This is a genomic window from Nonomuraea typhae, assembly GCF_009760925.1.
Lineage (GTDB): Bacteria > Actinomycetota > Actinomycetes > Streptosporangiales > Streptosporangiaceae > Nonomuraea > Nonomuraea typhae.
Map to the genome: position 1 here is coordinate 159,464 of NZ_VRLV01000005.1, position 24,840 is coordinate 184,303.

Annotated in this window: 23 protein-coding genes; 10 read left to right on the forward strand and 13 right to left on the reverse strand. The window is 71.1% G+C overall.

Annotated elements, in window-relative coordinates:
* Nucleotides 1–45: 45 nt before the first annotated feature.
* Nucleotides 46–1,968 (forward strand): elongation factor G, encoded by a 1,923-nt coding sequence (locus FVE25_RS20195; RefSeq protein ID WP_219825577.1) that lies wholly within the window; start codon nucleotides 46–48, stop codon nucleotides 1,966–1,968.
* A gap of 39 nt (nucleotides 1,969–2,007) precedes the next feature.
* Nucleotides 2,008–4,065 carry an NAD-dependent DNA ligase LigA gene (ligA, locus tag FVE25_RS20200; RefSeq protein WP_157248565.1) on the forward strand — a complete coding sequence of 686 codons (2,058 nt, stop codon included), beginning with the start codon at nucleotides 2,008–2,010 and terminating at the stop codon, nucleotides 4,063–4,065.
* A gap of 154 nt (nucleotides 4,066–4,219) precedes the next feature.
* Here the strand turns inward: ligA and FVE25_RS20205 are convergent, their stop codons facing one another.
* Genes FVE25_RS20205 through FVE25_RS20215 form a run of 3 tightly spaced genes read right to left on the reverse strand, consistent with a single transcriptional unit; the run spans nucleotide 4,220 to nucleotide 5,226 of the window.
* Nucleotides 4,220–4,492: a hypothetical protein gene (locus tag FVE25_RS20205; RefSeq protein WP_157248566.1), complete on the reverse strand. Its 273-nt coding sequence runs from the start codon at nucleotides 4,490–4,492 to the stop codon at nucleotides 4,220–4,222.
* Between the two features lie 45 nt (nucleotides 4,493–4,537).
* Entirely contained in the window at nucleotides 4,538–4,726 is a 189-nt protein-coding gene (locus FVE25_RS20210; RefSeq protein ID WP_157248567.1) for a hypothetical protein, read from the reverse strand.
* A 41-nt stretch (nucleotides 4,727–4,767) separates the two neighbouring features.
* On the reverse strand, nucleotides 4,768–5,226 hold the full coding sequence (locus tag FVE25_RS20215) for a MarR family winged helix-turn-helix transcriptional regulator (RefSeq protein ID WP_157248568.1): 459 nt from the start codon (nucleotides 5,224–5,226) through the stop codon (nucleotides 4,768–4,770).
* A 77-nt stretch (nucleotides 5,227–5,303) separates the two neighbouring features.
* Here FVE25_RS20215 and FVE25_RS20220 point away from each other — a divergent pair, with 77 nt between their 5' ends.
* Complete coding sequence (locus FVE25_RS20220) at nucleotides 5,304–5,813, forward strand: VOC family protein (protein ID WP_157248569.1); 510 nt, start codon at nucleotides 5,304–5,306, stop codon at nucleotides 5,811–5,813.
* On the opposite strand, the gene FVE25_RS20225 is transcribed toward FVE25_RS20220, so the two are convergent.
* Together FVE25_RS20225 and FVE25_RS20230 are read right to left on the reverse strand one after the other, a co-directional pair.
* Nucleotides 5,814–8,315: a YhgE/Pip domain-containing protein gene (locus FVE25_RS20225; protein ID WP_157248570.1), complete on the reverse strand. Its 2,502-nt coding sequence runs from the start codon at nucleotides 8,313–8,315 to the stop codon at nucleotides 5,814–5,816.
* The gene (locus FVE25_RS20230) at nucleotides 8,312–8,938 is read right to left on the reverse strand and encodes an ATP-binding cassette domain-containing protein (protein WP_157248571.1); all 627 of its coding nucleotides are present in this window, start codon (nucleotides 8,936–8,938) and stop codon (nucleotides 8,312–8,314) included. Before FVE25_RS20230 ends, FVE25_RS20225 begins: the two co-directional genes overlap by 4 nt.
* 121 nt (nucleotides 8,939–9,059) lie before the next feature.
* Here FVE25_RS20230 and FVE25_RS20235 point away from each other — a divergent pair, with 121 nt between their 5' ends.
* Nucleotides 9,060–9,302 (forward strand): hypothetical protein, encoded by a 243-nt coding sequence (locus FVE25_RS20235; protein ID WP_157248572.1) that lies wholly within the window; start codon nucleotides 9,060–9,062, stop codon nucleotides 9,300–9,302.
* A 63-nt stretch (nucleotides 9,303–9,365) separates the two neighbouring features.
* Here FVE25_RS20235 and FVE25_RS20240 read toward each other — a convergent pair whose 3' ends face one another.
* Both FVE25_RS20240 and speB read right to left on the reverse strand, forming a co-directional pair.
* Nucleotides 9,366–10,874, reverse strand: a complete 1,509-nt coding sequence (locus FVE25_RS20240; RefSeq protein WP_157248573.1) for a purine-cytosine permease family protein — start codon at nucleotides 10,872–10,874, stop codon at nucleotides 9,366–9,368.
* Nucleotides 10,871–11,800, reverse strand: a complete 930-nt coding sequence (gene speB, locus FVE25_RS20245) for an agmatinase (protein ID WP_157248574.1) — start codon at nucleotides 11,798–11,800, stop codon at nucleotides 10,871–10,873. Before speB ends, FVE25_RS20240 begins: the two co-directional genes overlap by 4 nt.
* A gap of 104 nt (nucleotides 11,801–11,904) precedes the next feature.
* On the opposite strand from speB, the gene FVE25_RS20250 reads away from it, so the two are divergent.
* The 5 genes from FVE25_RS20250 to FVE25_RS20270 all read left to right on the forward strand — a co-directional run bounded on the left by FVE25_RS20250 (nucleotide 11,905) and on the right by FVE25_RS20270 (nucleotide 17,715).
* On the forward strand, nucleotides 11,905–13,353 hold the full coding sequence (locus tag FVE25_RS20250) for a PucR family transcriptional regulator (protein WP_157248575.1): 1,449 nt from the start codon (nucleotides 11,905–11,907) through the stop codon (nucleotides 13,351–13,353).
* Between the two features lie 79 nt (nucleotides 13,354–13,432).
* A complete protein-coding gene (locus tag FVE25_RS20255; RefSeq protein WP_157248576.1) occupies nucleotides 13,433–14,089 on the forward strand; it encodes a DUF998 domain-containing protein in 657 nt (218 codons plus the stop codon).
* Between the two features lie 63 nt (nucleotides 14,090–14,152).
* Nucleotides 14,153–16,318, forward strand: a complete 2,166-nt coding sequence (locus FVE25_RS20260; protein WP_181019648.1) for a sensor histidine kinase — start codon at nucleotides 14,153–14,155, stop codon at nucleotides 16,316–16,318.
* On the forward strand, nucleotides 16,315–16,692 hold the full coding sequence (locus tag FVE25_RS20265; protein ID WP_157248578.1) for a DUF742 domain-containing protein: 378 nt from the start codon (nucleotides 16,315–16,317) through the stop codon (nucleotides 16,690–16,692). Before FVE25_RS20260 ends, FVE25_RS20265 begins: the two co-directional genes overlap by 4 nt.
* A 54-nt stretch (nucleotides 16,693–16,746) precedes the next feature.
* Nucleotides 16,747–17,715, forward strand: coding sequence for a DUF4331 family protein (locus FVE25_RS20270; protein WP_157248579.1), 969 nt, complete (start codon nucleotides 16,747–16,749; stop codon nucleotides 17,713–17,715).
* Here FVE25_RS20270 and FVE25_RS20275 read toward each other — a convergent pair.
* Genes FVE25_RS20275 through FVE25_RS20290 form a run of 4 tightly spaced genes read right to left on the reverse strand, consistent with a single transcriptional unit; the run spans nucleotide 17,712 to nucleotide 21,118 of the window.
* Nucleotides 17,712–18,284 carry a GTP-binding protein gene (locus FVE25_RS20275; protein WP_157248580.1) on the reverse strand — a complete coding sequence of 191 codons (573 nt, stop codon included), beginning with the start codon at nucleotides 18,282–18,284 and terminating at the stop codon, nucleotides 17,712–17,714. The genes FVE25_RS20270 and FVE25_RS20275 overlap by 4 nt on opposite strands.
* Nucleotides 18,265–18,621: a DUF742 domain-containing protein gene (locus FVE25_RS20280; RefSeq protein WP_157248581.1), complete on the reverse strand. Its 357-nt coding sequence runs from the start codon at nucleotides 18,619–18,621 to the stop codon at nucleotides 18,265–18,267. Before FVE25_RS20280 ends, FVE25_RS20275 begins: the two co-directional genes overlap by 20 nt.
* Nucleotides 18,618–19,025 carry a roadblock/LC7 domain-containing protein gene (locus FVE25_RS20285; protein ID WP_157248582.1) on the reverse strand — a complete coding sequence of 136 codons (408 nt, stop codon included), beginning with the start codon at nucleotides 19,023–19,025 and terminating at the stop codon, nucleotides 18,618–18,620. The genes FVE25_RS20280 and FVE25_RS20285 overlap by 4 nt, the downstream gene beginning before the upstream one ends.
* Nucleotides 19,022–21,118, reverse strand: coding sequence for a sensor histidine kinase (locus FVE25_RS20290; RefSeq protein ID WP_181019649.1), 2,097 nt, complete (start codon nucleotides 21,116–21,118; stop codon nucleotides 19,022–19,024). The genes FVE25_RS20285 and FVE25_RS20290 overlap by 4 nt, the downstream gene beginning before the upstream one ends.
* Nucleotides 21,119–21,271: 153 nt before the next feature.
* On the opposite strand from FVE25_RS20290, the gene FVE25_RS20295 reads away from it, so the two are divergent.
* The gene (locus tag FVE25_RS20295; RefSeq protein ID WP_157248584.1) at nucleotides 21,272–22,039 is read left to right on the forward strand and encodes an SDR family NAD(P)-dependent oxidoreductase; all 768 of its coding nucleotides are present in this window, start codon (nucleotides 21,272–21,274) and stop codon (nucleotides 22,037–22,039) included.
* On the opposite strand, the gene FVE25_RS20300 is transcribed toward FVE25_RS20295, so the two are convergent.
* On the reverse strand, nucleotides 22,020–22,850 hold the full coding sequence (locus FVE25_RS20300) for a PrsW family intramembrane metalloprotease (protein WP_246267219.1): 831 nt from the start codon (nucleotides 22,848–22,850) through the stop codon (nucleotides 22,020–22,022). The two genes, FVE25_RS20295 and FVE25_RS20300, sit on opposite strands and share 20 nt — an antisense overlap.
* The gene (locus tag FVE25_RS20305; RefSeq protein WP_246267221.1) at nucleotides 22,847–24,814 is read right to left on the reverse strand and encodes an NAD(P)-binding protein; all 1,968 of its coding nucleotides are present in this window, start codon (nucleotides 24,812–24,814) and stop codon (nucleotides 22,847–22,849) included. Before FVE25_RS20305 ends, FVE25_RS20300 begins: the two co-directional genes overlap by 4 nt.
* Nucleotides 24,815–24,840: the final 26 nt, after the last annotated feature.

Genomic DNA, 24,840 nt, shown 5'->3' on the forward strand with positions numbered 1-24,840 from the left:
AAAAGGTAAAAATCACCTCTTCTAGGGACATGACGCTACGTGAGAATGCTGAACTTGGGGATCTTGGCGCATGTAGACGCCGGTAAGACCAGCCTCACCGAGCGGCTCCTCCACGCCGCCGGGGTCATCGACGAAATCGGCAGCGTCGACGACGGCAACACCCAGACCGACTCGCTCGAGCTCGAACGACGCCGCGGCATCACGATCAAGTCCGCCGTCGTCTCCTTCGCGATCGGCGACACCACCGTCAACCTGATCGACACCCCGGGCCACCCCGACTTCATCGCCGAGGTGGAACGCGTCCTCAGCGTGCTCGACGGCGCCGTCCTGGTCATCTCGGCCGTCGAGGGCGTGCAGGCCCAGACCCGCGTGCTCATGCGCACCCTCCAGCGCCTGCGCATCCCCACGCTCCTGTTCGTCAACAAGATCGACCGCCGCGGCGCCACCTACGACGGCGTCCTGGCCCAGATCGCCGCCCGCCTCACCCCCGCCGCGATCCCGCTGGCCACCGTCCGCGACCTCGGCACCCCGAGGGCGAGCGTCCAGCGTGTGTACGGCGGCGCCGACGTGCTGGCCGACAACGACGACGACCTGCTGGCCGCCTACGTGGCCGACCGGATCCCGGAGTCCCGGCTCCGCCGCGAGCTGGCCGGGCAGACCGGCCGGGCGCTCGTGCACCCGGTCTTCTTCGGCTCGGCCATTACCGGCGCCGGCGTCCCCGAGCTGGCCGACGGCATCCGCGAACTGCTCCCACCGGCTACAGGCGCGGCCGACGCCCCGGTCTCCGGCACCGTGTTCAAGGTCGAACGCGGGCCGGCCGGGGAGAAGATCGCCTATGCCCGCCTGTTCTCCGGGACCGTCCGCACCCGGGACAAGCTCGCCGAGCAGAAGGTCACCGCCGTGCGCGTGTTCGACAGCGGCGCCGCCGTACCGGCGAAGGAGGTGCGCGCCGGGCAGATCGGGAAGCTGTGGGGCCTGGACGGGTTCAAGATCGGCGACCGTATCGGCCCCGACGACCCCGGCGCGAACGGGCGCCACTTCGCCCCGCCCACGCTGGAGACGGTCGTGGTCCCGGCCCGCCCGTCCGCCAAGGGCGCGCTCCGCGCGGCGCTGGCGCAGCTCGCCGAGCAGGATCCGCTGATCAACCTGCGCCAGGACGACCTGCGCCAGGAGATCTACCTCTCGCTCTACGGCGAGGTGCAGAAGGAGGTCATTCAGGCCACCCTGGCCGGCGACTTCGGGCTGGAGGTCACCTTCGAGGAGACCACCACCATCCACGTGGAACGCCCGATCGGCACCGGGCGGGCGGTCGAGTTCAACGGCAAGGATCCCAACCCGTTCCTGGCCACGGTCGGGCTGCGGGTGGATCCGGCGCCCGAGGACAGCGGGGTGGAGTTCCGGCTCGGGGTCTCGCTGGGGGCCATGCCGTACGCGTTCTTCAAGGCGGTCGAGGACACCGTGCACGAGACGCTGCGGCAGGGGCTGCGCGGGTGGCAGGTCGTCGACTGCGTGGTCACGATGACGCATTCGGGATACTCGCCGCGGCAGAGCCACGCCCACGCGATCTTCGACAAGAGCATGTCGAGCACGGGCTACGACTTCCGCTACCTGACGCCGCTGGTGCTGATGAGCGCGCTGGCCCAGGCCGGGACCCGGGTGTGCGAGCCGTTGCACCGCTTCTGGCTGGAGATCCCGCCCGACGCGCTCGGGCCGGTCCTGCCCCTGCTGGCGCGGCTGCGAGCCGTACCCAGGACGCAGGCGGACGGCGTGATCGAGGGAGAGATCCCCGCGGCCGCGGTGCACGAGCTGCAGCAGCTCCTGCCGGCGCTGACCCGTGGCGAGGGCGTGCTGGAGAGCGCGTTCGCCCGCTATCAGCCGGTCACCGGCACGCCGCCCGAGCGGGCCAGGACCGACCACAATCCACTGCACAGGAAGGAGTACCTCCTGCACGTCGAGCGCCGGGTCTGACGGCCGGGAAATGTCAGTGGCACCAGGCATGATGACCCTATGAGCGACGCACCTCCCATGACCGTCCCGGCCGACCACGCCGCCTACGCGGAAGCCGTCCAGCTGGCGGTCGACGCCGCCGCCGCGTACTACGCCGACGGCACCTCCACGCTCGACGACGACGCCTACGACCGGCTCGTGCGCGGCATCGCCGCCTATGAGGACGACCACCCCGGGGAGGTGCTGCCCGACTCGCCCACGGGCAAGGTCGCTGGCGGCGCGGTGGTCGGCGACGTCCCGCACCTGGTGCCCATGCTCAGCCTCGACAACGTCTTCGGCCCCGAGCAACTGGCCGAGTGGGCCGCCTCGGTGGAGCGTCGCATCGGCCGCCCGGTGACGGAGTGGAGCGTGGAGCCCAAGCTCGACGGCCTGGCCATCGCCGCCCGCTACCGGCGTGGCCGCCTGGTGCAGTTGATCACCCGGGGTGACGGCACGGCCGGCGAAGACGTCAGCCACGCCATCGGCACCATCGTCGGCCTGCCCGCCAGGCTGACCGACCCGGTGACGGTCGAGCTGCGCGGCGAGGTCATGATGACCGCCGCCCAGTTCGAGCAGGCGTGCGCCAAGCGCCAGGCGCACGACGGCACCACCTTCGCCAACCCGCGCAGCGCCGCCGCGGGCACCCTGCGCGCCCAGGACCGCCCCTACGTCTGCGAGCTGACCTTCTTCGGCTACGCCGCGCTGCCCACCCCCGACGACACCACCGAGCTGGCCACGCGGCTGCGCGAGCTGCCCCACAGCCAGGTCATGGAATGGGTGGCCGGTCAGGGCGTGCAGACCACGGCGGTCACCGCGGTCGCGGGCATCGTGGCCCACACCGTCGAGGAGGTCCAGGAGCGGGTCGGCCAGATCGCCGCGGCCCGGCCCGAGCTGCCGTTCGGCATCGACGGCATCGTGGTCAAGTGCGACCTGGCCGCCGACCAGGCCGACGCCGGGTTCAGCTCCCGCGCGCCCCGCTGGGCGACGGCCTACAAGCTGCCCGCCACCGAGAAGATCACCAAGCTGCTGGCCGTGGAGTGGAACACCGGCCGCACCGGCATCATCGCGCCCCGCGCCGTGCTGGAGCCGGTCGAGCTGGACGGCTCGATCGTCACCTACGCCACCCTCCACAACGCCGCCGACATCGCCCGGCGCGGCCTGATGCTCGGCGACTCGGTCGTCGTCTACAAGGCGGGCGACGTCATCCCGCGCGTGGAGGCCCCGGTGGTCCATCTGCGCACCGGCGACGAGACGCCCATCGCCATCCCCGACGTCTGCCCGTCCTGCGGCGACGCCATCGACGCCAGCCAGGAGCGCTGGCGCTGCGTCCGGGGCCGCGCCTGCCGCGCGATCGCCTCCATCCAGTACGCCGCCGGGCGCGACCAGCTCGACATCGAAACCCTGGCCGACACCCGCATCCAGCAGCTGCTCGACGCCGGGCTCATCACCGACTTCGCCGACCTGTTCTTCCTGACCCGCGAGCAGATCCTGGGCCTGGAGCGCATGGGCGAGGTCTCCACCGACAAGCTGCTGGCCGCTCTGGAGCAGGCCAAGACCCGGCCGCTGAGCCGCGTGTTCTGCGCGCTGGGCGTGCGCGGCACCGGCCGCTCGATGAGCCGCCGCATCGCCCGGCACTTCGCCTCCATGGACGCCATCCGTGCCGCCGACGCCGAGGCGATCCAGCAGGTGGACGGCATCGGCCCGGAGAAGTCGCCGGTCATCGTGGCCGAACTCGCCGAGCTGGCACCCCTGATCGACAAACTGGTCCAGGCCGGGGTGAACATGACCGAACCCGGGGTCACCGCTGCCACGGAGGAGGAGCCGTCGCAGGCGTTGCCGCTGTCGGGGATGAGCGTGGTGGTGACCGGCGCGATGTCGGGCAAGCTGGAGTCGCTGTCACGCAACGAGATGAACGAACTGATCGAACGGGCCGGGGGCAAGGCGTCCTCCAGCGTGTCGGCCAAGACCTCGCTGCTGGTGGCGGGGGAGAAGGCGGGGTCCAAGCGGGCCAAGGCGGAGTCGCTCGGGGTGCGGATCGTGTCACCGGAGGAGTTCGCGGAGCTGGTCGCGGGGGTCTGAGCCGGGGTCGCGGAGGCCGGAGCGGAAGCCGGAGTGGGGCCAGACCCAAGGGCTGGGTCGGCGGAAGGGACAGCGGCCGGTGGGGGCAGCGTCCGGTGGGGGCAGCGTCCGGTGGGGGCAGCGTCCGGTGGGGGGCAGCGTTCGGCGGAAAGGGTCAGCGTCCGGCGCGGAGCCGGTCCAGGGCGGCGGCGACCTCGCCGACCTGCGAGGGGTGGCGGGTGGTCCAGTTGGGGGAGACGTTGAACCAGCGGTTCCAGACGGAGCTGACCGCGGCGGCGGTGATTTCCTGTCCGGCGTGCACGAGGGCTGCGAGATCACCCACTTCGGACTCGTACTCGTCCTCGGGCGCCCCCATGCCGAGCAGACCTTCCGGGTCATATCCGTTGATCAGCGATCGGACCTCGGCGGTTACCTGATCATGTGGCATGCCTCCAAGCATGCCGCACGCCGCCGAGATCCCTCCAGGGCTGCCTCAGAGACCGGACGGATCGCGGCCCACGCTGATCTCCTCGGCGATGCGGCGGATCTCCGAGACCTCCATGCCCGGCGCCTTGGGCAGATGGCGCAGGAGCGCGTCCATCACCACCGGCACCGGCTGGCCGGCCAGGCTCCCCGCGATGCCGTGAACGGCCTGGAACAGCGCCTTGTCCGTGTCGTGCATGCGACCCCCGTCTCCTCGTCGATGATGCTCCCCGGGTCACGCTACGACGAGCCACCGACAGTTTGGCCCCGCACCGCCGTACTGATGTCGTCGAGGGCTTTGAGCTGTTCGGCGGTGAGGGCGTCGAAGAGGGCCTGGCGGACCTCTTCGACGTGGCCGTGGGCGGCGGCGGCCAGGGCGGCGAAGCCGTCGTCGGTCAGCACGGCGGTGTTGCCGCGGCGGTCGTCGGCGCAGCGGGTGCGGCGGACCCAGCCGCGTTCCTCCAGGCGGGCGACCGCGTGCGACAGGCGGCTCTGGGATGACTGGGCGCGACGGGCCAGGTCGGTCATGCGCATGGCGCGGTCGTCGGCCTCCGACAGCGCTACCAAGATCATGTAGTACGTGTGCGGCATGCCGGAGTCGCGTTGCAACTGGCGGTCCAGGCGTTCGTTGACCAGCTGGGTCATGGCCAGGAAGTTGCGCCAGATGCGTTGTTCGTCGTCGTCCAGCCATCGGGTCATAACGCTCAGTTTAGTTGAACTCTCATGCAAGCCGGAGTATGTTTCTTGAAAGTTCAAATTTCCTTGGAGGGATCAACATGCCGGTCCAGCGGCTCAACCACGCGGTCCTCTACGTTCGCGACGTGGCGCGCAGCGTCGACTTCTATCGCGAGGCGCTGGGATTCCGGGTGGTCATGGAGATGCCGGGAGCCGCCTTCCTCCAGGCCGCCGGGTCCAGCAACGACCACGACCTCGGACTCTTCCAGCTCGGCTCCCAGGCCGGTCCCACCACGGCCGGCCGTACCTCCGTGGGGCTGTACCACCTCGCCTGGGAGGTCGACACGCTCGACGAGCTCCAGCGCATCGCCACCAGGCTCGGCGAGCTCGGCGCGCTCGTCGGCGCCTCCGACCACTCCACCACCAAGGCGCTCTACGCCAAGGACCCCGACGGGCTGGAGTTCGAGGTCTCGTGGCTGCTGCCCGCAACCCTGATCGACGACGCCGTGCGGGCCGGCCGCTCCTCGATCCGCCCGCTCGACCTGGCCAAGGACATCGAGCGGTACGGCGGGCGGACGCGTGGCGGCGTCGGGGTCTCCGTCCCCGTGTAGCTAGAGCGACAGGACCGGGTGCAGCCGGGTGATGTTCCACATCCGGCCCAGCCGCGCCGCGACCGTGGACAACGCCAGGCCGCCGAGCAGGAAGACCACCAGCACCCCCGCCGCCTGGTACACCGGCACCGGGTAACCGCCGCTGATCAGGTGGCGCAACGCCGCCACCACCCAGGTCATCGGCAGGAAGGCGGAGATCGCCTGGAAGAACGGCGCCGAGGTCTCCACCGGGTAGGTGCCGCCGGCCGAGGTGAGCTGGAGCATCAGCGCGGCCAGCGCCACGACCTTGCCGACCGCGCCCAGCAGGGCGTTGAGCGCCTGGATGATCGCCATGAAGGCGGCCGAGGTCAGCACCAGGAACGCGGTCAGCGCCGGCCAATGCTGGGCCTGCATGCCGAGGCCCCACTTGAGCAGCGCGCAGAGCGCGGCCACCTGAAGGGCGCCGATGCCCGTGGCCGGCAGCCAGCCCGCCAGCGCCGCCCGCCAGCTCGGCGTCGCGCTGGCCAGGACCCGCGGGTTGAGGGGGCGCAGCAGCATGTAGGTGATCAGGGCGCCGACCCACAGGCCCAGCGGCAGGAAGTAGGGGGCGAAGCCGGTGCCGTAGTTCGGGACCGGGTCGTCGACGCGGGTGTTGATCCGGACCGGGTCGCTCATCATCGCGGTGCGCGCGTCCCGTTCCCCGGCGGAGTAGTCCGGGATCTGCTCGGCGCCGTCGCCGAGGCCGTCGGCCAGCGTGCCCGCGCCCCGGTCGAGCTCGTCCAGGCCGCCGGTCAACTCCCCGGCGCCGCCGTACAGTCTGGCCAGGCCCGTGTCGAGCTGCCCGGCGCCGGAGGACAGGCGGATCAGGCCCGTGTTCAGGGAGCCGGCGCCGCCGGCCAGTTTGGTCATCCCGGCGTTCAGTTTGGTCGCGCCGCCGGTCAGCGTGCCGATGCCGGTGTCGAGCCGGGTCGCGCCGGTGACGAGTTCGGCCATGCCCGCGTCCAGCTTCGCGGCGCCGGTGTCCAGTTCGGCGATGCCCCGGGTGAGTTTGCCGACGCCCGCCGCGGCCTCGCCGGTGCCCTTGTGCAGTTTGGCCGCGCCGCCGGCGAGTTTGCCGAGGCCGTCGTCGAGCTTGTTGAACTGGTTGCGGGCCCGGTCCAGCGTGTCGGCCAGTGAGGGCGCGGTGGCGGCCAGCGCGCGGGCCAGGGCGCCGGCCTGGCGGGCCCTGGCGGCGACGTCCTCCAGGCTGGCGAGGTGCTCGCGGAGGAGGGCGTCGGCCCCGTCGGCCAGCTCGGCCAGGCGCTGGGCGGCGTCCACGGCGGCCGCGAGCAAGGCCCTGAGCTCGGGGTCCAGGTCGGGATGGGTGTCCAGGTACTCCTGCAACGCGGCATAAGCCCGATCGGCTCTGACCTTGGCCGCGTGCACCGCCTCTGGCAGGCTCTCCAGGCAGTCGGTCAGGTAGGCGGCGGCCACGGTGACGGACTCGGCCAGACGCCCGATGTCGCCCGCGTGCCGGCGCAGGAAGGGCCCGGCCTGGTCGGCGGTCCGGTTCACCAGGGCGCGGTAGCGGTGCACCTGGCCGTACGCCTCGGCGTTGCCCTTGGCCAGCTCGGCGGCGCCGCGTTCCAGCTTGGCCGCCCCGGCGGCGAGCTTGGCGACGCCCTGACCGGCGTCGTGCAGGCCGCGGGCCAGCTTGTGAGTGCCCTGCTGGGCGGTGCCCAGGCCCTTCACCAGCTCGCCGGAGCCCGCCTTGAGCTTCAGGGCGCCGTCGACCAGGGTGCCGGTGCCGTCCTTGGCCGTGTCGAGGCCGCCGGCCAGCGTTCTGGCGCCTCGGCTGGCCGTACCCAGGCCCCGGGAGAGGGCGCCGGCGCCGTCGTGGGCCGAGCTGATGCCGTCGGTGAGCTCCCCGGCGCCCGAGCGGGCCCGGCCGGCGCCGTCGGCCAGCTCGTTCGCGCCGTCGGCCGCCTCCTGGGTCGAGTCGTGCAGCTTGCCGAACGACAGGAAGATCTTGTCGAGGTAGCGCTGGATCGTGGTGCGGTTCACCGACGCCTGCACCTCGTTGAAGACCGCCTTCGCGATGGTCTCGAACAGGTAGCTGCGCGCCTGGTCGAGGTGGACGTCCAGGTAGGCGGGCTCCGGCTCGCCCGTGCCCGAGGGCGAGGAGACGCGGCGGCTGAAGTCGGCGGGGATGGTGAGGGAGGCGTAGTAGGTGCCGTCCCTGACCCCGCGCTCGGCCTGTTCCGGGGTGGCCGCACGCCAGTCGAAGACGCGCCGGTCCGCCAGCTCGTCGGCGAGGTCCTGGCCGGCGCGGACCTCTTCGCCATCCGCCACGGCCCCCTCGTCGAGCATGACCATGGCGACGGGCAGGCGGTCGATGTTGTCCTGCGGGTTCCAGAAGGACCACAGGTACAGGCCCGAGTACAGCAGCGGCAGCAGCACGATCGTGACCACCGCCGCCCTGGTCAGCGGCGTGCGGGTGAACCGGCGCAGCTCGAAGCCGCCGAGGTCCAGCGCCGGGCTCACCCGCGCTCCAGCGGCAGGTCCACCACCCGGTGGGCGTGCGGCGGCGGGTCCACGCAGGCGGCGATGACGGTGTGGTCCAGCGCGCGCAGCGGTTCCCAGACCTCGGCCAGCCGGTCCGCGGTGATGCCCCGGCCGACGTCGTCCACCATGATCACGCGCGGCCGGTCGAGCAGCGCCAGCGCGACGCCGAACAACGTGAGCTGGACCGGGTGCAGGGCGTCCGTGGGGGTGCGCGGCTCGAGATCCAGCCCGACCGCCGCGAGCGCCTCCTCGATCCGCGCCCGTTTTGTCCGGGGATGCAGCCAGCCCTGGCCGGTCAGCCGCTCCCTGGCGTGCTCACTGATCGTCAGCCGCGGCTCGAGGTCGTTGACACCAGGCAGTACGGCGAGGGCCGCCAGGGTGTGCAGGCGGCGTGGCCGGGTTTCCCCGTCGATGCGGACGCTGCCTTCCCGTGGCCGCATCCGCCCGGCCAGGGTGAGCAGGAGGGAGGTGCGCCCGCTCCCGGAGGGCCCGGCAAGGCAGACAAGTTCCCCAGGATCGGCTTCAACCGAAATTTCCCGGAAAACCCACCCTTGAGGCCCCTTGAGGGACAGGTCCACCGCCTCGACCCGCGCGCCGTTCATCCCGCCCCACGCTGCCAGAGGACGGAAGCGTCACCCGGGTTCCGCCGCCATCACTTTCCGCGATCTTGCCAAATTCCGGGTTACCGTGGGCATATCCGACTGACTCGCTTTGGAGAAGGTCATGCCAAGCGATCCTGAACACATCGTCGACGCCATCGACGGGGTGATCGACGACTGGGAGGCGACGAGCGCCGACTCGATGCGCTGGGCGCCTCCGGAGACCAAAGAGCCCGGCCTGTTCGACGAGCTCGCCGAGATCGTGGCCCCGCTGGCCAGCGCGGTCGGCAGCGTGCTGCGGCCCGTGGGCGAGGCCATCGAGCGGGCCCTGGACAGCATCATCGAGGGCCCGGACGACCGGCGCTGAGGGGGCAACCGGGGCCGGGCCCTCGATCGGAGGGGGCTTCAGGAGGGGGCTTCAGGAGGGGCTTCAAGCCCGGTGAAGGGCTGCGGGGACGATGGGCGGGACGGGGGTGTCGGCGGCGCGGACCAGGCGTGGCCCGGCCGGGCCGAAGACCTCGCGCGGCTCGGGGAAGAGCGACAACAGCGCGAGGTAGAGCAGGGCCGCCAGGGCGAGCCCCAGGGGCAGGGAGATGTCCACCCCGCCGGCCATGCTGCCCAGCGGGCCCACGAACTGGCCGGGCAGGTTGACCGACAGCAGGGCCACCAGCGCCGAGACCAGCCAGGCGGTCATGGCCCGCCAGTTCCAGCCATGGGTGAACCAGTAGCGGCCGCCCCGCTGGCGGCGGTTGAAGACCTGGAGGGCCTCCGGGTCGTACCAGCCGCGCCGGGTGACGTACCCGATCGTCATGATCACCATCCAGGGCGCGGTGCACGTGATGATCAGCGTCGCGAAGGTCGAGATGCTGGCGGTCAGGTTGGCCGCGAACCGGCCGACGAAGATGAAGACGATCGACAGGATGCCGATGAACAGCGTCGCCTGGACCCGGGAGAACCGGGGGAAGACGCTGGAGAAGTCGAGGCCGGTGCCGTACAGGGCGGTGGTGCCGGTGGACATGCCGCCGATCAGCGCGATGAGGCAGACGGGGACGAAGAACCAGGCGGGCGAGATGGCCAGCAGGCCGCCGACGTAGTTCGGGGCGGCGGGGTCCACGTAGGGAGCCGCCTTCACGGCGATGATCGAGGCGGTGGCCAGGCCGAAGGTGAAGGGCAGGATGGTGGCGATCTGCGACAGGAAGGCGGCGGCCATCACCCGGCGCTTGGGCGCCGTGGCCGGGATGTAGCGTGACCAGTCGCCCAGGAAGGCACCGAACGACACGGGGTTCGACAGCACGATCAGGGCGGCGCCGATGAACGAGGGCCAGAACAGCGGATCCCCGGGAGCCAGGCTGCCCGCGTAGCCGGGGTCGAAGTCGCCCGCGAAGGCGATGGCGCCGACGACGAACAACAGGGACGCCGCGGCCACCGCGATCTTGTTGACGAACAACATGAAGCGGAAGCCGTACACGCAGACGATGAGGACCAGGGCGGCGAAGATCGCGTAGGCGAGGCCGTACATGAGGTCGCTCTCGGGCAGGCCGGCCAGGCGGTGCGCGCCCCCGACGAGCGCGTCGCCCGAGGACCAGACGGAGATCGAGAAGAAGGCGATCGCCGTGAGCAGCGACAGGAACGAGCCGACGATGCGGCCGTGCACGCCGAGGTGCGCGCTGGAGGAGACCGCGTTGTTGGTGCCGTTCAGCGGGCCGAACAACGACATCGGGGCGAGGATCAGGGCGCCCACGACCAGGCCGAGGACGGTCGCCGTCAGTCCCTGCCAGAACGACAGGCCGAACAGGATCGGGAAGGCGCCCAGCACACAGGTGGCGAAGGTGTTCGCGCCGCCGAAGGCCAGCCGGAACAGGTCGAACGGCGTGGCGGTGCGGTCGGCGTCGGGGATGCGTTCGACGCCGTAGGTCTCGATCTCGGTGATGGTGCTCAAGGCGACTCCAGGGCGAGCAGGCTGACCAGGTCGTAGGCCACGTGGGAGGCGGCGATGGAGGTGATCTCGGCGTGGTCGTAGGCGGGGGCCACCTCGACCACGTCGGCGCCGACGATCCGGCAGCCGGCCAGGCCGCGCAGGATCTCCAGCAGTTCCCGGCTGGTCAGGCCGCCCGCTTCCGGGGTGCCGGTGCCGGGGGCGTGGGCGGGGTCGAGCACGTCGATGTCGACCGAGATGTAGAGCGGGCGCTCGCCGATCCGCTGGCGGAGGGCGTCGACCACCTCGTCCACGCCCCTGCGCATGACGTCGCGGGAGGTGAGGATGCCGAAGCCGAGCCGCCGATCCTCCTCCAGGTCGCGCTTGCCGTACAGCGGGCCGCGGATGCCGACGTGGCTGAGGGCGGAGGTGTCGACGATGCCTTCCTCGACGGCCCGGCGGAACGGGGTGCCGTGGGTGTACTCGGCGCCGAAGTAGGTGTCCCAGGTGTCGAGGTGGGCGTCGAAGTGCAGCAGCGCGACGGGGCCGTGCTCGGCCGCGACCGCGCGCAGCAGGGGCAGGGCGATGGTGTGGTCGCCGCCGATGGTCACCAGGCGGGCGTCGATGGCGGCGGCGGAGGCGGCGATGGTCTCCACCGCCTCGTCGATGTTGAACGGGTTGCAGGCGATGTCCCCGGCGTCGGCCACCTGGACGGTCTCGAAGGGAGCGACGTCGAGGCCGGGGTGGTAGGGACGCAGCAGCCGGGACGCCTCGCGGACCGCGGCGGGGCCGAACCGGGCGCCGGGCCGGTAGGAGACCCCGCTGTCGAACGGCACGCCCACCACGGCGACGTCCGCGCGGCCGACCTCGTCGAGGCGGGGCAGGCGGGCGAAGGTGGCGGGTCCGGCGAAACGCGGGATCTTCGAGGAGTCGAGCGGCCCCCGGGGCATGGGCGGAGATCCTTTCCGTAGCAGGTCTTATTCGGAGAGTGTGCAAGCCGGTTCCCGCGAGAAGCAATTGTGGCTGCCATGGAAAGAGTGCTTATGCTTTGTGGGTGACCACAAAAGTCTCGGTCGAGGATCTGGTCCGCTCGCCCGCGTTGCAACTGCGGGTGCTGGCCGGGGAGACGGGGCTGTCGCGCTCGGTGTCGTGGGCGCACGTCAGCGAACTGGACGACCCGACCCCCTGGCTGCTCGGGGCGGAGGTCATCATGACCACCGGCCTCGGCGTGCCGCGTGGCGCCGCCGAGCAGCGGGCCTACCTGGAACGCCTGGACGACGCCGGCGTCTCCGCGCTGGCCCTGTCGGCGCAGTTGCACGTGCCGCCGCTGCACCCGGAGTTCACGGCGGCCGCGGCCGAACGCGGCATGCCGGTGCTGGAGGTGCCGCTGGCCGTGCCGTTCATCGCCATCGCGCAGGAGGTGGCGGCGGCCGTGCAGGAGGACGCGCGGCAGCGGCTCGGCGCCCAGTTGCAGGTGTTCGGGGCGCTGCGCTGGCTGGCGGCGGAGGACCTCGACACCGCCACCCTCTTCCGGCGGCTGGAGCGGCTGTCCGGCTACGACGTCTACGCCTGCACGCCCCAGGGGCGCCCGCTGCTGACGGGCGTGCCCGTGCCCGACCTGTCGGTCATCCCCGCCGAGCCCGACGCGCCGCCGACGATCGCGGGCGGGTTCGTGCTGCCCGTGCCCGCGCCGGGCGGTCCCGCGGGGTTCATCGTGGCCTTCGAACGCGACGGCGCCCGGCCGGCCGGGCTGGCGGTCGCCCAGCACATCGCCACGGTCGCCGCGCTCCAGGTGGCCATGGACCGCCACGACCGCGAGACGCTGCGCCGCGAAGGCGCGGAAACCCTCGCCGAACTGCTGCAGGACGTGCTCGACCCGGCCACCGCGCGGCGCCGCCTGGCCCGCCTGGGGCTGGCCGGCGAGGTCGTGCTGCTCGTGGTGCGCGGCGTGCCGGACGAGGCCCTGCACCGCGCCCTGGACGCGCTGCCCCACCTGCTGCTGCGCCGCGGCGACGACCACCACGTGCTCGGCGCCCCCGAGGTGTGTACGGCTGTCGCCGCGCTGCCGGGCGTCTCGGCGGGCGCCTCCCGGCCTTTCCCGCCGGGCGAGTCCACGCGGGTGGCCCAGCGCGAGGCGGGCTGGGCGGCGGCCCGCTCGGCCGAGTCGGGACGGCCGCTGGTGCACTATGGCGCCGACACCACGGGCCGCTGGCTGCCCGACGACCCCCGGACGCTGTCGGCGCTGGTCGAGCACGTGCTGGGGGAGGCGCTGGCCTACGACAAGGCGCACGGCTCGCGGCTGGTGGCCTCCGTGCGCACCTGGATGGAGCGTGACCGGCGCACCGAGGAGGCGGCCGAGGCGCTGCACGTCCATCCGAACACGCTGGCCTACCGGCTGCGCAGGTTCGCCGCGCTGACCGGGCGGGATCTGTCCTCCAGCGCCGCCTTCGCCGAGGTGTGGCTGGCCATCCGGGCCGCCTACGACCTGGGGCTGAACCCCTAGGTCCCCTGAACCGGGATCAGGGTCGCCTCAGGGATGTGGCCCGATGCCCGCCGATCACGCCGGGCGGCAGGCTGGGGCCATGGCCGCAGTCAAGAGGTTCTTCCCGCACATCGCCTTCCTGGCGATCGCGTTCTCCGTGGCAGCCGTGGTGGTGGGGCAACTGGTGCCCGACCCGTACCTGGACCCGGTGAACGTGACCGTCAGCGAGTACGCCGTGGCCGACCGCGGGGGCGTCACGGAAGCGGGGATGGCCGTCCTGGGACTGGGGTCGTTCGTGTTGCTGGTGGCGCTCCGGGCGGCGGGGGCGCCCATCCGGGGGCTGCCGCAGTGGTTGCTGGGCATCTGGTCGGGGGCGCTGGTCGTGGCGGCGGCCGTCCCGACCACGCCGATCGGGGTGGACCTCACGACGACCGGGCAGATTCATCGCCTGGTGTCGATCGCCGCGTTCGTGAGCCTGCCCGCGGCGGCGGCGTTGCTCGTGCCGAGGTTCGCGGCCGACGCGCGCTGGAAGCCGATCGCGCGGATCACCGAGTGGCTGGCGCTCGCCGGCGGCCTGGGGCTCCTGGCGATCACGTACGTGGCGCTGCCCGGCGACCGGGTGATGATCGGGCTCGTGGAGCGGGCGCTGCTGGGCGCGGAGGTGGCCGTACTCGCTGTTGTGGCCGCGTGGCTAGTCAGGCTGAGCTGGGGAAAGAATGTCCGCATCCTGACATATCACAAATTTCTCACGAATTGATCATAAATAGCTACTACATAGATGCTATCCTCTCCCGCGATCTTCTATCCGGGAGCAGGTGTCATGGCATCGGGCAGATCCATCCGATTCAAGATCTCGGCGCTGCTCGTGATCCCACTGGGCTCCCTCATCGCGCTCTGGGGCTTCGCCGCGGGCACGACCTCGGGTGACGCCCTCAACCTCTTCAGGATCGACAACCTGTGGCGGGGCGCCATCGACCACGCCGACGTCCTCGTCGGCGCCCTGCAGCAGGAACGGCTGGCCGCCGCCGAGAAGCTGGCCGGCGGCTCCGCCGACATCGCGGGCACGCGCAGCAAGACGGACAAGGCCCGCAAGACCTTTCTCGAGCAGACCGCCTCCGAGGACACCGCCGAGGCGTTGACCCCCGAGATGGCCGCGCAGCTCAAGGAGACCGTCTCCGTCGTCGAGAACCTCCGTGAGACCCGGCGCAGGGTGGACTCGGGCGGCCTGACCCCGGCCACGCTCATCACCTCGTACGGGGAAATCTCCGACTCGGTGCACCAGTTCTATGCGACCGTCGCGACCAGCACCGACCTCCAGCTCTACCGGCAGGCTCGCGGCCTGATCGCCGCCGACCAGCTCCGCGAGCTGCTCCACCGCGAGCACGCCCTCATCGTCGCGGCCGCCGGCCGCCCCGCGGAGGCCGACCGCCAGCTCCTGGCCCGCCTCGACGGCGCCAGGATCTACGAGTACCCACGGGCCATGGGCGACCTCGACGCCGAGCTGCGGGCGCCGTTCGAGAAGATCGACACCACGACCCTGGACCGCACGATCGCCGGCTACCTGAACGGCGGCACCACGGACGTCGAGCTCTGGCGCGGCATCGCCGAGCCCGTCCTCAAGGGCTACGACCAGGGCGTCTGGCAGAACGGCGACGCCCTGCTGGCCCGCATGGAGCCCGCGGGCATGGCCGTCGTGGTGCGCGCCGTCAGCGCGGGCGTGCTCGGCCTGATCGCCGTCCTCGTCTCGGTGGTCGTCTCGATCAGGGTCGGCCGCCGCATCGCCCGCGAACTTGCCACGCTCCGCCACGGCGCGCTGGAGCTGGCCGAGCTGCGGCTGCCCGAGCTGATCTCCCGCCTGCGCAGCTCCCGCCTGCGCAAGGGCGAGCACGTGGACATCCTGGCCGCGGTGCCGCCCATCGTGGTCCCGCCGGGCTCCAGCAGCGAGGTGACCGACCTCGCCGCCGCCTTCGACAGTGTGCAGAGCACCGCCGTGGACGCCGCCGTCGAGCAGGCCAGGCTGCGCCAGGGCATCGCCGAGGCGCTGCGCAACCTGGCCCGGCGCAGCCAGACGCTGGTCCAGCGCCAGCTCAAGCTGCTGGATGAGATGCAGAGCCAGACCGAGGACCCCGAGGCGCTGGAGCGCCTGTTCCGCCTCGACCACCTGACCACCCGCATGCGCCGCCACGCCGAGGGCCTCGTGCTCCTCTCCGGCGGTACGGCGGGCCGCAGATGGCGCTCGACGATCCCGATCGAGGACGTCCTCAGCGGAGCGGCGGCGCAGGTGGAGGAGTACACCAGGGTCCGGGTCTACCCGATGCCGGAGTGCGGGGTCTCCGGCGCCGCGGTGGCCGACCTCATGCACCTGTTCGCCGAGCTGATGGAGAACGGCGCCGCCTTCTCCTCGCCGGGCAACGAGGTGTCGGTCAGGGGCGAGCTGGTCGGCCGGGGCTTCGCCGTCGAGATCGAGGACCGGGGTCTCGGCATGACGGACGAGGCCAGGGCGGCGGTGAACGAGCGGCTGACCCGGCCCCAGGAGTTCGACCCGTCGCAGACGGAGCGGCTGGGCTTCGCGGTCGTGGGCATGCTGGCCGCGCGGCACGGCGTGGCGGTGACGCTCAAGCCCTCGCCTTACGGGGGCACGACGGTGATCGTGCTCCTGCCCACGGCGCTGATCGAGCCGCTGCCCATGGTGGTGGCCGACGCGCCGCCGGAGCTGGAGTCGGTCTCGGTCTCGGTGTCGGTGGTGAAGACGACCGATACCGGGCTGCCCCGCCGTACCAGGACGGTGAAGCGGGAGCCGGAGCCGGCGAAGCAACCGGAACTGCCCCGCCGGGTAAGGCAGGCAAACGTTCCACAACGGGTAAACCACGATCAACAGCCGGAGGAACGCTCACCCGAGGAGACGAGGGCGCTGCTCTCCTCACTGCAGTCGGGCTGGCAGCGCGGACGTGAAGACAGCGAGAAGGATGGGGGATCTGAATCGTGAGTCGCGAGCACGAGTGGGTGGACGAGGACGCGGGGCCGGTGGTGCGACCGTATGCGGTGGCGCGTGGCCGCACGCGCTCCTCTTCGGCGGCTCTCGACCTGCTGGCGACGGTGGCGGGGACCGGGCTGCCCGTGCCCGCGCAGGCGGAGCTGAGCGCGCAGCACCGCAGGATCCTCGGCCAGGTCGCGCGGGGGCGCGGCACGCCGGTGGCCGAGGTGGCGTCGGACCTCAACCTGCCGGTGGGCGTGGTCAGGGTGCTGCTGGGCGATCTTCTCGACTACGGCCTGATCCAGGTGCGCCAGCCGCCGAGCCGGGCGAACACGCCGACGGAGAACCTGCTCAGAGAGGTCATCAACGGGCTCAGAGCCTTGTAGAAAAACTGCCCTGAGCTGGGGTAACGGCGGTGGCGGCCGGGGGATGAGCCGACCATGTCACATCATCTGAGCGGCCCCAACCTGCGGCCGCCGGCCGAGGACGCCCGCCTGGACCTCACCGACCTGTTCGCCTTCCAGTCGCCGGATCGCCAGGGACACACCGTGTTGATCATGGATGTGAACTCCTACGGGTTCGATCCCTCGGCCGGGCCGCATCCGTATCCGGGGGCGGTCTACCGGCTCAGTGTCGACACCGACGGCGACGTCCGCGCGGACGTGGCCTTCAGCTTCGTCTTCTCCGAGCCCGACGCCGGGGGCGGGCAGACCGTCACCGTCTACCACGCCATCGGCGAGCGGGCCGACGAGCACCACGCCGGAGGCGAGGTGCTGCTCCGGGACGTGCCGGTGAGCTTCGGCGCCGAGCCCAACATCGTCCGGGAGGGCTGGCTCACGCTCGCGGTCGGCCTGCGCAGCGACCCGTTCTTCGCCGACCTCGAGGGCATCGGCAACAACTTCACCTGGACCGGCAACGACACGATGGCGCGGAACAACGTCATCAGCATCGCGCTGGAGATGCCCGACTGGATCCTCGGCGAATCGCCCCAGATCGGCCTGTGGGGCCGCGTGGTGGTCGAACGGGACGGTCAGTGGGTCTCGGTGGACCGGGGCGCCCATCCGTCGCTCACGGCCTATTTCAACCCCGAGGACGCCAAAGACGCGTACAACGCCGGGGAACCCATCGACGATGTCGTGAAATATCGGGACGCGTGGGTGAAGGTGCTGGAGCACACCGGCGGCTACACCCCGGAAGAGGCCGCCAAGGCCCTGGAGACCGTCCTACCCGACGTGCTGCGCTTCGACCGCTCCAAGCCCGCCGGGTACCCCAACGGCAGGCGGCTGGACGACGACATCACCGACCTCCGCCTGCAGTTCATCAGCAACGGCAAAATCCAGGGCGACGGGATCGGGCCGCACACCGACCTGCTGCCCGGCTTCCCGTACACCGGACCGCCGCACGCCTAACCCGCGGCGGTCAGCGTGCGCAGCGAGTGCTCCACCAGGGAGACCATGACCTCCTTGGCAGAGGCCCGACGCCGCACGTCGCAGAGCATCACCGGCACGTCCTCGTCCAGGTCCAGCGCGACGCGCACGTCCTCGACGCTGTGCCTGGAGGCGCCGTCGAAGCAGTTGACGGCGACGACGAAGGGCGTGCCGCGCTGCTCGAAGTAGTCCACCGAAGGGAAGCAGTCGGTCAGCCTGCGGGTGTCGGCGATCACCACCGCGCCCAGGGCCCCGTGGGACAGCTCATCCCACATGAACCAGAACCGCTCCTGTCCGGGCGTGCCGAACAGGTAGACGACCAGGCCCTCCCGGATCGTGATGCGGCCGAAGTCCATGGCCACGGTCGTGGTCGTCTTGCCCTCGACCCCGTCGAGGTCGTCCACGCCGATGCTGATGTCCGACAGCACCTCCTCGGTCCGCAGCGGCCTGATCTCGCTGATCGAACCGACCAGGGTGGTCTTGCCGACGCCGAAACCGCCCGCGATGAGAATCTTCAGCGCTACCGGGTCGTCAGAGAGCGCGGAGTCCATTGATCACTTCCTTGAGAAGTCGCTCGTTAGGCCGCGGTCCTGCCGCGTTGGGAGCGGTCACCGAGATGAGTCCGTGGTCGCGCAGGTCGCCCAGGAGCACGCGGACGACGCCGACCGGCAGGTCGAGCTCGACGGCCACGTCGGCGACCGAGATCGGCGTGCGCGCCGCCCGCAGGATCGCGAGCTGCTCCGGGCCGAGACCGCCCGGCGGGTCGCCGATCGCGGTCACGGAGGCGATGAGGTCGAGCGTCTCACCGGAGGCGGATCGTGTCCTGCCCCCGGTCAGCGCATAAGGACGGACCAGCGGCCCGGCCTCGTCGTCCATCCACATCGTCATGACAGGCCCGATCGGGGGTTGGTCGTGATGTGCTGCCCGACCCGCTTGACCAGCATCGCCATCTCGTAGGCGATGTGGCCGACGTCCACGTTCGCCTCGGCCATGACGGCCAGGCAGGTGCCCTGCCCGGCGGCGGTGACGAACAAGAACGCCGACTCCATCTCCACGATGGTCTGGCGCACGTCGCCACACTCGAAATGCCGGCCGGTGCCGCGCGCCAAGCTGTGGAAACCCGAGGCCACGGCGGCAAGATGCTCGGCGTCCTCGCGGGTCAACCCCTTGGAATGGCCGACCGCCAGGCCGTCGGTGGACAGGATCACGGCCTGCCGTACCGCGGCGACCCGGCTGGTCAGGTCGTCAAGGAGCCAGTTGAGTTCCCCGGTGTTCGTCATTGGCGTGCTCATGTGTCGTCCCCCTCGTGGTCGGCTTCTTCTCGGGCGCGCTGGGTTCCCCTTTGGAACGCGGAGAACAGGTCGCGTACCTCGTCGGGAGAGCGTTCGGGCTTAGGTGGTGGTTCGGGCGGCCGGCTGAGCTGGGCGGGCAGGTTGGCCTGCCGTACCCGCCGCGGCAGGCCGTTGTGGAGCTGCCCTACGACGGCGAGCGGCTTCTTCTTGCTGGTACGGCTGGGCAGCTCGGCGGGGAAACCCTCAGGGGCGGCGGGCAACGCCTCCTGCTCGGTGACGAGCCGCCGGGGGACGAGCACGATCGCGGTGGTGCCGCCGAACGGCGAGGCGCGCAAGGTGACCTGCAGCCCGTGGCGCTCGGCCAGCTTGGCCACGACGAACAGGCCGAGCCGGTCGCTGTCGGCCAGGTCGAACTCGGGCGGGTCGGCCAGGCGGGCGTTGATCGCCGCGTACTCCTCCGGCGTGAGGCCGAGCCCGCGGTCCTCGACCTCGATGACGTAGCCGTTGCTGACCAGGTCGCCGCGGACCTGCACGGCGGTCTCGGGCGAGGAGTAGATGGCGGCGTTCTCGATCAGCTCGGCGATCAGGTGGGTGAAGTCGGCGGCGGCGGCGCCGTCGAGCGCGGCGGGCGGCACGGCGTCGACGTTGATCCGGGAGTAGTCCTCGACCTCGGCGACGGCGGCGCGCACGATGTCGAGCACGGGCACGGGCTTGCGCCAGGCGCGGCCCGGCGCGGCGCCGGACAGGATGATCAGGCCCTCGGCGTGCCGGCGCATGCGGGTGGTCAGGTGGTCGAGGCGGAAGAGCTCGTCCAGCCGGTCGGGGTCGTGGGTGCGCCGCTGCATGGCGTCCAGCAGCGTGAGCTGGCGGTGGAGCAGGCCCTGCTTGCGCCGGGCGAGGTTGAGGAAGACCTGGCCGACGCCCTGGCGGAGGGACGCCTGGCCGACGGCGGCCTCGACGGCGGTGCGCTGGACGGAGCCGAACGCGCCGGCCACGTCGGTGATCTCGGCCGAGCCGGTGATCCTGAGCGGCTTGGCCTCCTTCCGCACGTCGACCTCGGCGCTCTCGCGCAACTGCCCGACCAGGCGCGGCAGCCGTACCTCTGCCAGGTCGAGCGCGGCGGTGCGCAGACCGGCGAGCTCGGCGGCGAGGCGGCGGCCGAAGCGCACGGAGATGAGGATGGAGGCGATGACCGCGATCAGGCCGACGCCGCCGGCCAGCGCGATGCGCACGATGATCGAGGTGGCCCCGGCGGCGGCGCGGTCGGCGATGACCCCGGTGGAGGTGACGCCGATCTTGTCCAGGCGGTCGGCGAGCGCGGTGACGGAGGCGTTCCAGGCGCCGGCGTCGGCGGGCGGCCTGCCGGTCTTGACGATGTTCAGCTCGGCCGCGCTGAAGCTGAGGAAGGGCTCGGTGCCGAAGACCTGCTCGTACGGCTGCCGCAGCTCGACGTCGAGCCCGGCCAGGCCGCGGGCGTGCAGGAACTTGCGGGAGGCGACGTACTCGGTCACGGCGGTGACCTCGGCCTCGCTGAGGCGCCCGTTGATCAGGGCGGCGCCGACGAGGGCCTGCTCCCTGGCGATGAGCTCGCGGGCGTTGCCCATGGCCTGCAGGGAGGAGGCTTCCTGGAAGAGCGCGAGGTCGGGGACGGTGACGAGGTGGTCGTAGAGGCGGAACAGCGCGTCGAGCACCCGGTTGTAGGCGTTCATGCCGGCCAGCCGGGAGCTGTTGCCGGTGTCGAGGTCGTTGCGGATGGACGACAGGCGGGCCAGTTCGGCGGTGAGCGTGTCGAGGGTGGGGCGCATGTCGTCGGTGATGGCGTCACCGGCGCTGGCGGCGGCCCTGCCGAACTCGCCGACGGCCTTGTCGGTCCTGGCGCGCTGCTCGCCCAGATCCTCGGTGAGCTTGCGCGTGGTGGCCGCGGCGACGGAGCGGGTGCGCTCGGCCTGAAGTTGGAGGCCCAGGTCCGTGGAGGTCACGCCGATGGTCTGGTACAGGGTGTTGGCCCGCAGGAGAGACTGGCCGTCGCCGACGGTGAGGTTGAGGACGAATCCCCACAGCGCGCTCAGGGACAGCAGGGGGAGCAGCAACAATAAGAAGATCTTGAACCGAATTGACCGGTGTCGCGAGCCCATGTTCCAACCTCAGGGTCGAGGTGCATATCCACAGTTTGTGTAAATACACCTCCGGAAGATCGCACAGGAGACTAGCACCTATTAAGGTTCCGGCGCAGTGGGAGGAACGTGATGATTACCGTGATAACTGGGGCGAGCGCCGGCATCGGCGCGGCCGCCGCTACGCAACTGTCCCGGCTCGGCCACACGCTCGTGCTGGTCGGACGGGACGCCGCCCGGCTCGAAGCCGTGGCGAAAGGGCTCAGCGGGCCCGAACCTGACGTTCTGACCTGCGATTTCGCCTCGCTCGACGCCGTCAGGGAGCTGGCGGCGACCTTACGCGAGCGTTACAACCGCATCGACGTGCTTGTCAACAACGCCGGCGTGATGAGCAGCCGCCGCCAGGTGACCGGAGACGGTCACGAGCTGATGTTTCAGGTCAACCATCTGTCACCGTTCTTGTTGACCCATTCCCTGACCGACCGGGTTGACAAGGTCGTCACCACCTCCTCGATGGCCGGCCGTACCGGGCGCCTGGATCCGGCCGACCTCAGTCGTGAGCGGCGCTCATGGAACGGCTGGTTGCAGTACGGCGACACCAAGCAGGCCAACATGCTCTTCACCGTCGCCCTGGCCGCCCGCGGCGTGCACGCCACCTGCTTCCATCCGGGCGTGATCAGGACCGGCTTCGCCGGTGACACCGGATTGATGCGCTTCTACCTGGCCATTCCGGGGCTGGCCAAGTCGCCCGAGACCGGCGCGCGCACGCTGGTGCGCCTGGCCACCACCCCGGCCGAGAGCGGGCGCTACTACGTCAAGGCCAGGCCGCGGCGGGCCAACGCCGACCCCGGGCTCGCCGAGCGGCTCTGGGAAGCCAGCCTCAGCGCGCTGAACGGCTGATCGCCCGCAGCCAGAGCAGCGCGGCGGCCGAGATGACGACGAGCCCGCCCCAGTTCAGGGCCGTGAACACGTGCACCTGCGTGTCGGTGACGTCGGGCACCTTGCCGATCCGGATGAGCTGGAACTGCCACGGCTGGCCCGTCAGCAGCAACGTGATCGCGATCGCCAGGCCGTTCATCGAGTCCCAGAGCGCGTGGAGCAGGGAGACGCCCAGGTACGTCAGGATGACCTTGCCGGTCAGGCGCCCGCCGGCCGCGAACAACACGCCGCCGGCGATCGCCGTCCACAGGCCGTGGCCGACCGGCGCCAGGATGCCGCGCAGGATCTCGGTCTCCACCATCTGCGCCAGCGACAGCCCCTCGCTGGTGAACATGGCGTTGAAGGCGTACCCCGCGCTCTCGAAGGCGGCGAAGCCGAAGCCGACCGTGGCGCCGAGCACGAGGCCGTCCCTGACGCTGCGGTGCTTCAGGCCGCGGGTCAGCAGCATCAGGGCGCCCAGCTTGACACCCTCCTCGATGAGGCCGACGCCGACGAACATGACCAGCGACGGCCTGAGGTAGCTCTCCAGGACGGAGGCGCCCAGCACGCCGAGGATGCCGCCGACGACGAACGCCTTGAACATCAGCTCGACGGTCACCTCCTCGCCGCGGGCGTGGCCGTACGCCCAGACCACGAACGTGACCGGCACCAGGAAGCTGCCGAGCAGCACCACGGTGGGGACCAGGTTGGAGTTGTCCGTCCACATCGTGACCAGGACGGTGGCCACCCACAGGGCGAGGCCGATGAGGAAGATCTTCAGCCAGGGTCTCACTTGGACAGCTCCGCGACGGCTCGGTAGGCGGCGGTGACGGCGGCGTCGGCGTAGGCGGCCGGGATGGAGTCGGAGTTGGCGATCGTGATCCGCCCGTGCCTGCGCCGGGCCGTCTCCGCCGGGAAGGGGCCTTCGGGGTAGAAGGCGTTCCACGGCCTGCAGTACTCGGGGGCGTAGCCGTGGCCCCAGCGGTTGACCGTGATCGCCTCGATGTCCTTGGCCGGGTCGAAGCCGCCCGGGCCGAGCAGCCGGGTGAGCTGGTCGCGGATGGAGTACTCCATGAAGGAGAAGTCCGTCTTGATCAGCTCGTGCCGCCCGGCGATCGCGCCGTCGGCCGGGCCCATGGCCGACCTGCACGGCGTGGCGATCATGTGCACGTTGATCGGCTGGCTCGGGTCCTTCGGGCACTCGTAGCCGGGCATGCTGACCGGGTAGTCGAGCTCGGAGACGCACCAGTAGGCGCCGGTCCAGCGGGTGTGGTGGATGCCGACCCGCTGCCACGCCTCCCAGTTGCGCAGCTGGACCATCGCGTACAGCAGCGGCATCTTGACCGCCTGGTGCAGGGCCGCCTTCTGCTCCGGCGGCAGGGAGGTGACCAGGTAGGGGATGACCATGTTCCAGCAGGCCATGACGACCGCGCCGGCGCGCACGGTCTTGATCTGGTGGCCGTCGAAGTAGCCGACCGTGGCGGTGGTGGCGGTCTCGGGGGCGCCGTCGTTGTGGGCCAGCACCACGGGGCTGGACAGCCGGAAGCGCACCCGGTTCGAGGGCTGGTCGAGCTTGCCGTAGTCGAAGGAGGCGGTGGTGATGCCGTCCATGTCGACGGCGCTGGCGAAGCCGGGGATCATCCGGCCGACCATCATGCGCACGAGCGCCTGGTTGCCTTCGGGGAAGTGGTAGATGTACGGGTCGTCGGCGTCCCATTCCTTGATCATGCTGGGGGAGTTGAAGCGGGAGGGCTTGCCGGCGTCGAGGCCGAGTCCCTGCAGGCCCGGGTACTCCCACTCCTCCGCGCTGCCCCAGGCGTCGATCGCGCCGAACGCCTCGGTGCTGTAGGCCCACTCGTCGCTCGACTGGGTGCGCAGGAACCGCTCCACGTCGGGGTGGACCTTGCACACCTCCAGCAGGAAACGCGAGTAGGTCAGGTCGGCCAGCTTGCGCTCCTTCTCGGCCTGCGACAGGCCGGGGAACCAGTCGGGCGGGTTCTTGTACAGCCGCAGGAGGTCCTTCCTGGCCTGCTCGGCGATCGGGAGCTGGGCGACCCACTCCTCCGCCTTGATGCCCGGGGTGTACTTGATCAGCCGCTCGGTGGCGAAGGTCTCCCGGTCGCACATGACGCTGTCGTACATCTTGAAGCGCTCGTAGAGCTTCTGGTCGAAGTACTTGTCGAACTTCTTGACCTCGACGCCGAGCTGCTGCAGCAGGGTCTTGCCCTCGGGCGTCCACACCGAGGGCGCCTCGATCGACTGCGAGCCGCCGTAGCCGATCAGCGGGCCCTGGCGGCCCTTCGGGGTGAACTCGTTGCGCCGGGCGTGGCCGCCGATCTCGTCGTGGTTGTCCAGGATGAGGATGCGCGCGCCGGGGTTGAGCCGCAGCCACTCGAAGGCCGCCGCGACGCCGCTGATGCCGCCGCCGACCACGACCAGGTCGTACATCTCGCCGGTGAACTCGGGTGTGCCCGCGTACTCCCAGAAGCGGTCGTCGCGCAGCGCGTGCGGCACGCTGAGCGCCTGGGGCGTGTTGCCCTGCAGACCGGTGAGCGTGGGCGGGAACTTCACATCGGCCGGCACCTCGAGGTCGGGGGTGCCGATCACGCCCGGCTCGCCCGAGCTGGGACCGCACCCGGCCACGGCTCCGAGCGCCGCCACCCCAGCGGCCATCGCGACGCCGTCGAAGAAGTCCCGGCGTGAAATGCTCCGGCCCATCCCGAGCTCGCGCGCCCTGCGTGGGTTGATGTCGCTCATGGTCGCGATCATGAGTTCGTGGGGTA